We start from the raw sequence: 6,166 nt of genomic DNA, 5'->3' as shown, positions 1-6,166 counted from the left end.
CCCGGTGGGTGTGGGGGTGGGTGTTTTTTATTTCTTGTTCTTTCCCGCGCCGGGGGTAATCCGGCTTGACCGTCGCGCGGAAGCGGGATTCCCGCGTGCGCGGGAATGACGGGGTTACCATATGACCTGGGCCCAGATCTGGCGCATTGCACGCCGTGACCTTTCCGGACGCTTCCGCGGGCTGCGCCTGCTGATCGTCTGCCTGTTCCTCGGCGTCGCGACGCTGGCGACGATCGGCAGCCTCACCGCGTCGATCACCGGCGAGCTGTCGCAGCGCGGGCAGGTGATCCTGGGCGGTGACTTCGAGGTGACGATGTCGCAGCGGATGGCGAGCGAGGCCGAGCTCGCCGCATTCGAGCGCGAGGGTACCGTCTCCGAAACCGTGCGGATGCAGGCGATGGCGCAGCGCACCGGCCCGCGTACGCCGGATATCGGAGGGGGCACCGGACCCGATGCGATCCTCGCAGAACTCAAAGGCGTGGACTACGACTACCCGCTCTACGGCACCGTCACCTTGCAGCAGGGCACCTACGCGCCGCTCGACCCGGGCAGCGCGGTGATCGGCGCGGGGCTGGCCGACCGGCTCGACCTCAAGCCCGGCGACACGATCCGCTTCGGCGAGGCGGAGTTCACGATCCGCGCCATCATCATCGACGAGCCCGACCGGTTGGGCGAGGGCTTTACGCTCGGCCCCGTCGCGCTCGTCTCCGATCTTGGCATCCAGCGCACCGGGCTGATCCAGCCGGGCAGCATGTACGAAAGCAAATACCGCGTGAAGGTGGGGCCACTCGCCGATCCGGTGGCGTCGATCGACCGGATCAAGGCCGAGTTCCCCGAAGCGGGGCTCGAGATGCGCGACCGCGATCGCGGCGCGCCGGGCACCTCGCGCTTTATCGAGCGGATGGGGCAGTTTTTGTCGCTGGTCGGGCTCGCCGCGCTGGTGATCGCCGGGATCGGCGTCGGCAACGGCGTTGCGTCGTATCTGGCGACCAAACGCCAAGGCATCGCCACGCTCAAGATTCTCGGCGCGGGCTCGGGCGATATCCTGCGGATATATCTGGTGCAGATCCTTGCGGTGTCGGCGCTCGCCATCCTCGGCGGGCTGATCGCAGGCGCGCTGATCCCGCCTGCGATCATCGCGGCGGCGGGCGATATCCTGCCGGTGAAGCCCGGCTTTGCGATCCACCCGCTGCCTCTGGTGGTGAGCGCGGTGTACGGCCTGCTGATCGCGTTCATCTTCGCGTTGCCGCCGCTGGCGCGTGCGCGGCATATTCCCGCAGCCGGGCTGTTCCGCTCGCTGGTCGAGGGCAACCGCTGGCCAGATCGGACGACGCTGGCGCTTGTCGGTGCAGGGATCGCGGCGATCGTTGTGCTGGCTTTGGTCACCGCGCGCGAGGCGCAGTTCTCGGCGTGGTTCATGGCCGCGACCGCAGGCGTGCTGCTGATGCTCGCCGGGATCGGCTGGGGCATCCGCTGGACTGCATCGAAGCTGCCGCGGCCGAAAGCCCCGCTGCTGCGTCTTGCGCTTGCCAACCTCCACCGCCCCGGCGCGCAGACCGGGCAATTGGTGGTGGCGCTGGGGCTGGGGCTCACGCTGTTCGTGATCCTGGCGGGCATCCAGACCAGCCTCACCAACGAGATCACCCGCAACGTACCCAAGGAGGCGCCCAATCTGTTCGTGCTTGACGTGCCGGTGACCGGCGAGGCGCAGTTCCGCAATATCGTCGAGCAGGCCGCCCCCGGCGCTGCGATCAACGCCGTGCCCTCGCTGCGTGGCACGATCACCGGCTACAAGAATATCCGCGTCGCCGATCTTGAGGACATTCCCGACAACGCCTGGGTGCTGCGCGGCGAGCGTGGCCTGACCTATTCCGAGACCCTGCCCGAGGGCAGCGAGCTGATCGAGGGCAAATGGTGGCCCCGGGGCTATGACGGCCCGCCTCTGGTCTCGGTCGATCAGGAGATGGCGCGCACGCTCGACCTCAAGGTTGGCGACCGGCTCACCGTCAGCCTGCTCGGGCGCGAGTTCACCGCGCGCATTGCCTCGCTGCGCCAGATCAACTGGGACACGATGGGTTTCAACTATGTGATGGTGTTCAGCCCCAACACGCTCAAGGATGCGCCGCACAACCTGGCCGCCACCGTATCGCTCAAGGGCATGGCCGATGCCGACCTGCGCGAGCGCGCGATCTCCAGGGCGGTGCTCGCCGGCTTCGCCTCGACCACGGTGATCGAGGTGCGCGATGTCATCGGGCAGGTCTCGACGATCCTGACGCAGATCGCCACCGCCATCGCCGCCGCCGGATCGATCGCGATCCTCTCAGGCATCGCAGTGCTGATCGGCGCGATCGCCGCCAGCCGCCAGGCGCGGATCTACGACAGCGTGATCCTCAAGACGCTGGGCGCAACGCGGCGGCAGATTTTGTCGGCCCAGGCGCTCGAATACGGGTTGCTTGCGGCGCTGCTCGCGGTGGTGGCATTGGGGCTGGGCGTGCTCGCGGCGTGGTACGTGATCACCCAGATCTTCACCTTCGGCTGGCAACCCGATTGGGGCGTGGTGCTGGCGACATTGGGCGGAGGCGCACTGCTGACGCTGGGGCTGGGGCTGGCGGGTTCGCTGCCGGTGCTGGCGGCGAGGCCGGCGCAGGCGTTAAGGCAGTTGTGAGGGGGGTTCATCCTTTTGATATCTGCTGGCTCGTCTGCGTCGAACGGCAGCACAGGATAACCCATGCATGAGTGTCGAGTAGAACCGAGACCCCTTATGCGTCGATAACGTCGAAAGACCGCAACAATCGCATAGCGACTTTATCATTCAACTTAGCAGATAAGTAGTAAGTCACCTAAAGAAAGTCTCGTAATTAATTTGAGTGTGATGGCAGATTTATAGTGAAAGTTGTTTCAAAGTATAGGCGACCATTAAATTGTTGCTCGAATGGAGATTGTTGAACATGAACACTACCCCTAAAGACGTCAGAGATGATTTTTCTTGCAAGGTTTAAGCCGAATCCACTACCAGGAATATTTGTCTCTTTCGCTGCAAGGCCTCGAATGCCGACATCAAATATCAAATCTTGTTCCGATTTGGTAATTTTAGGGCCGAGAGATGTCACAGTTATGCGGGTACCACTTGAATCTGTTAATGACACATTTATGGTAGAGTTCTCGGGCGAGTATTTTAGAGCATTATCAAGAATGGCATAGGGAGCCAGTTCGAAAATATTAGGACCGTTCACGACGCGAGTCGATCCCCCCGTTAGCCATATATTGCGATTGCCTTTTAAAGATATCTCCTTCAGGCAGCGTACTACTTTATCGACTTTCTTATATATTGCTATTGAATGGTCGCTTTTTAATGAGCTAACACCTTCAAGATCAAGCGCATCTATCCTCATTTTTAAAATAGCCTGGGCCGCGATTACGGTATCAATACGCTTGGCAGCATAAATATAGTTTTGATCATTGATATAATCACGCGCTGCATCTGCATTTTGATAAATCTCACGTGACATAACTCTGAGATCGTGAGTTAAGACTCTCTCCCGTTCTCTAGCGCGATATTCTTGGCTCTCGATAATCTGAAAAAATGCTTGTGCCAAAGACTCAATTTGAGGTTTTGTGAATAAAGGTTTGTAATCTGGGAAGCGTCTCCGTGCTCTTGTATCCCCCAGTAACTCGAGGGCCGGAAATATCACCATTCCGCCATCAGGCAGGGGTCGAGCGAATAACTTAAATCCCAAATCATCTGTCTGCCATCCGGGCGTAGCTAACTTCATGTACTGAGCGAGTCTACTATTACTTCGTAACTCAGCCGGACTTGGATGCAAAATTCCGTTGTATAAATCAGAGCTGCCATTGCTGGCAATTAACAGTGTTGTAATAGCAAACATTATCCTACAATAACCTTAAAAATAGAGTTTGCAACTAGTCCGCTAATCACTGCTCGTACATCTCCACCGATACTATCACCATAAGAAGCAGACGAAAGTCTATTTAATCCATTGTCACCTTCAAGGATTGACCTAACGTAAGCATCTTCCAGTATTAATATTGTTTTTGTATCGACACCTAAATGTACAAATCTATTTCTAATTTTATTCCAAATTTCATGAGGGTCAACTGCCTTGAATGCAATGGCATCTAGCCTCTCAACCCATTCTTGGTTGTCGATATCTTTAGTAATTAAGTCGTCTGCTTTGTCAGATATTAGTTTACGCGCCTTTGCTGACGGGGTGCCTCCTGTATAAGCCACCACAACCTTTTCTGGATACTCGTTCTTTATCTCTGAAATTAGGCTAGCGCCCTGGACATTGTGGTCGAAGTGCATTCCGACGCCGAGAATGTCACACAATATTACGTCAAAATCTTTGACCTCCGAGACAGATTTTATGTCACCAATTGCTTTCAGATTGTAGCCATATGATTGTAATTTTACTTGAGGTGTAAAGTCTTCATCATCTATTACAGCGACTCTCACCGCTGCTCGTCTACTTTGGGCACTTTGAAGATGAGCCGATTGGCCAAGGTAATCGACTAAAATAGAATTAGTTTTATAGAATCTGAGTGCAAACTTTTTCATGGTTATAAAGCCTGTCGCGAATGGGTCGTTATTCCGAGATCCGTGGCTATTTTAAGCAACAATCTCAAGTCGGGACGAACATAAACAAGTCGCATTATAAAGGTACGATATGGCTAAATCATTCGCTGCATTAAATTAGGGTCGTAACTACCTGTCGGTGGCAACCTGATGGGTGTTCGCGTGGCTGGCCGGTCCCCAGACCCTAAACCCCTTTGCATATGAACATACAGCCTTTCGTCACCTTCCAACAAGGTCACATAGTCAGATGTGGCAATCGTGCCGGGCATTCATTGTTGGATTAGCTGCTCCGATCGCATCACTCGATCTGACCCTAAAACATTGCAATGCAGAAAACATCTACCAATCGGGTCCCTATCGAATTTCGGATCACAGTTCTGCGACCGCTGAAATTCGGAGGAAGATGCGGCCCTTCACAATCAAAAAAGCCGCCCCGGTTGCCCGGAGCGGCTTCTTTTGGTTTCCCGACCGCCGTTGAGGGCGGTGGGAAGCTTTTGGGTCAGGCAGCTTTCTTGAAGCTGTCGACGGCCACGCTGACGCGGTTCGAGATCGGCTGGAACACGTCGCCGGCCAGCTTGAGGAACATTTCGCTGTTCTTCGAGGTCTGGGCAACCGCGGTGTCGAAGCTCTTCTTCACCAGGCGGGTCTGCAGTTCGATGAACTCGGTGGGCGACTTGACGGCGGTGAATTCCTTCAGCGCTGCGGTCATTTCCTCGAAGCTCTTCTTGGTGTCTTCGGCATAGGTTTGGCCCATGTCCTGCGCGCCCTTGGCTGCGATCTTGCCCGATTCGACCAGGGCTTCAACGTTGCCCTTGGAAAATTCGGTAGCCTGCGAGACCATTTCGGTGCCCTTTTCATAGGCGGTCTTGGCGCGGGTCGACATGTCGCCCATCAGGCTCTTGACGCGATCGGTCATCGCTGCGGCGGCCTGCTTGGTTTCTGCGGTCATGGTTTCGGTGGTGGTCATGATGGATTCCTTCTTCTTCACGGGAGCGGCGGCCTTGGCGGCAACCGGAGTCTTGAGCACTGCGGACTTGATTTTCGTGGCCTTGCGTGCCCCCGTCTTCACGGCGGACTTGGCCATCTTTGATAGATTTGGTTTAGTTGTGACCGGCTTTGCGGTCTTGGCCTTCACGGCCTCGACCTTCTCTACCTTGACGTCTGCCGGCAGCACGGCGGCAGCGACCGACGTTTCGGGCGATGCCTTGGTCGGAGCTGCGGGCTTTTCGGCGGGGGCCAGTGCCTTGGCGATCACGGTGTCGATCGCGTCGGCGGGCTTGTCCTGCTTGACCGGTTCGGCCTTGGGAGCCTGAACCTTGGGCGCTTCAACCTTGGCTGCAGGAGCAGCCGAGGGAGCAGCGCTTGCAGCAGCGGCATTGGCCGGTGCCGCTTTGGCGGTGGGCGTCTTGCTCTGATCGGACATATTCGAAATCACTCATCTGCTGCGTTATGCTGCAGTGCACAATAGTGATGTGATAGCGTGACGTCAAGGCAAAATGTTGCACTGCACAAAAGTTATGCTGCAGGCCGGTTACCCCGCACGGCAGGCTGTTTGACGCACCGGGGGGCCGG

The 6,166-nt window shown here is 57.0% G+C and carries 4 protein-coding genes; 1 reads left to right on the top strand and 3 read right to left on the bottom strand.

Translation table 11 applies throughout. The annotated features are described in order from the left end of the window. Window positions 1–121: 121 nt before the first annotated feature. On the top strand, window positions 122–2,665 hold the full coding sequence (locus tag ACK4R0_RS13670; RefSeq protein WP_409674933.1) for an ABC transporter permease: 2,544 nt from the start codon (window positions 122–124) through the stop codon (window positions 2,663–2,665). A 193-nt stretch (window positions 2,666–2,858) separates the two neighbouring features. Here ACK4R0_RS13670 and ACK4R0_RS13665 read toward each other — a convergent pair whose 3' ends face one another. The 3 genes from ACK4R0_RS13665 to ACK4R0_RS13655 form a co-directional block, all read right to left on the bottom strand. Then, window positions 2,859–3,887: a sensor histidine kinase gene (locus ACK4R0_RS13665; protein WP_409674931.1), complete on the bottom strand. Its 1,029-nt coding sequence runs from the start codon at window positions 3,885–3,887 to the stop codon at window positions 2,859–2,861. After that, on the bottom strand, window positions 3,887–4,576 hold the full coding sequence (locus ACK4R0_RS13660; RefSeq protein ID WP_409674928.1) for a hypothetical protein: 690 nt from the start codon (window positions 4,574–4,576) through the stop codon (window positions 3,887–3,889). Before ACK4R0_RS13660 ends, ACK4R0_RS13665 begins: the two co-directional genes overlap by 1 nt. Before the next feature lie 517 nt (window positions 4,577–5,093). Then, the gene (locus tag ACK4R0_RS13655; protein WP_409674925.1) at window positions 5,094–6,017 is read right to left on the bottom strand and encodes a phasin family protein; all 924 of its coding nucleotides are present in this window, start codon (window positions 6,015–6,017) and stop codon (window positions 5,094–5,096) included. Between the last annotated feature and the right edge of the window lie 149 nt (window positions 6,018–6,166).

The sequence above is a fragment of the Blastomonas sp. genome, from assembly GCF_046294995.1.
In the GTDB taxonomy this organism is placed as follows: domain Bacteria; phylum Pseudomonadota; class Alphaproteobacteria; order Sphingomonadales; family Sphingomonadaceae; genus Blastomonas.
The sequence above is the reverse complement of the archived record's forward strand: the minus strand, read 5'-3'. Positions and strand labels throughout refer to the sequence as shown.

Bases quoted from the DNA above. Each gene is read 5' to 3' on its own strand.
- ACK4R0_RS13670 (WP_409674933.1), top strand. From the start codon at position 122: ATGACCTGGGCCCAGATCTGGCGCATTGCACGCCGTGACCTTTCCGGA.
- ACK4R0_RS13665 (WP_409674931.1), bottom strand. From the start codon at position 3,887: ATGTTTGCTATTACAACACTGTTAATTGCCAGCAATGGCAGCTCTGAT.
- ACK4R0_RS13660 (WP_409674928.1), bottom strand. From the start codon at position 4,576: ATGAAAAAGTTTGCACTCAGATTCTATAAAACTAATTCTATTTTAGTC.
- ACK4R0_RS13655 (WP_409674925.1), bottom strand. From the start codon at position 6,017: ATGTCCGATCAGAGCAAGACGCCCACCGCCAAAGCGGCACCGGCCAAT.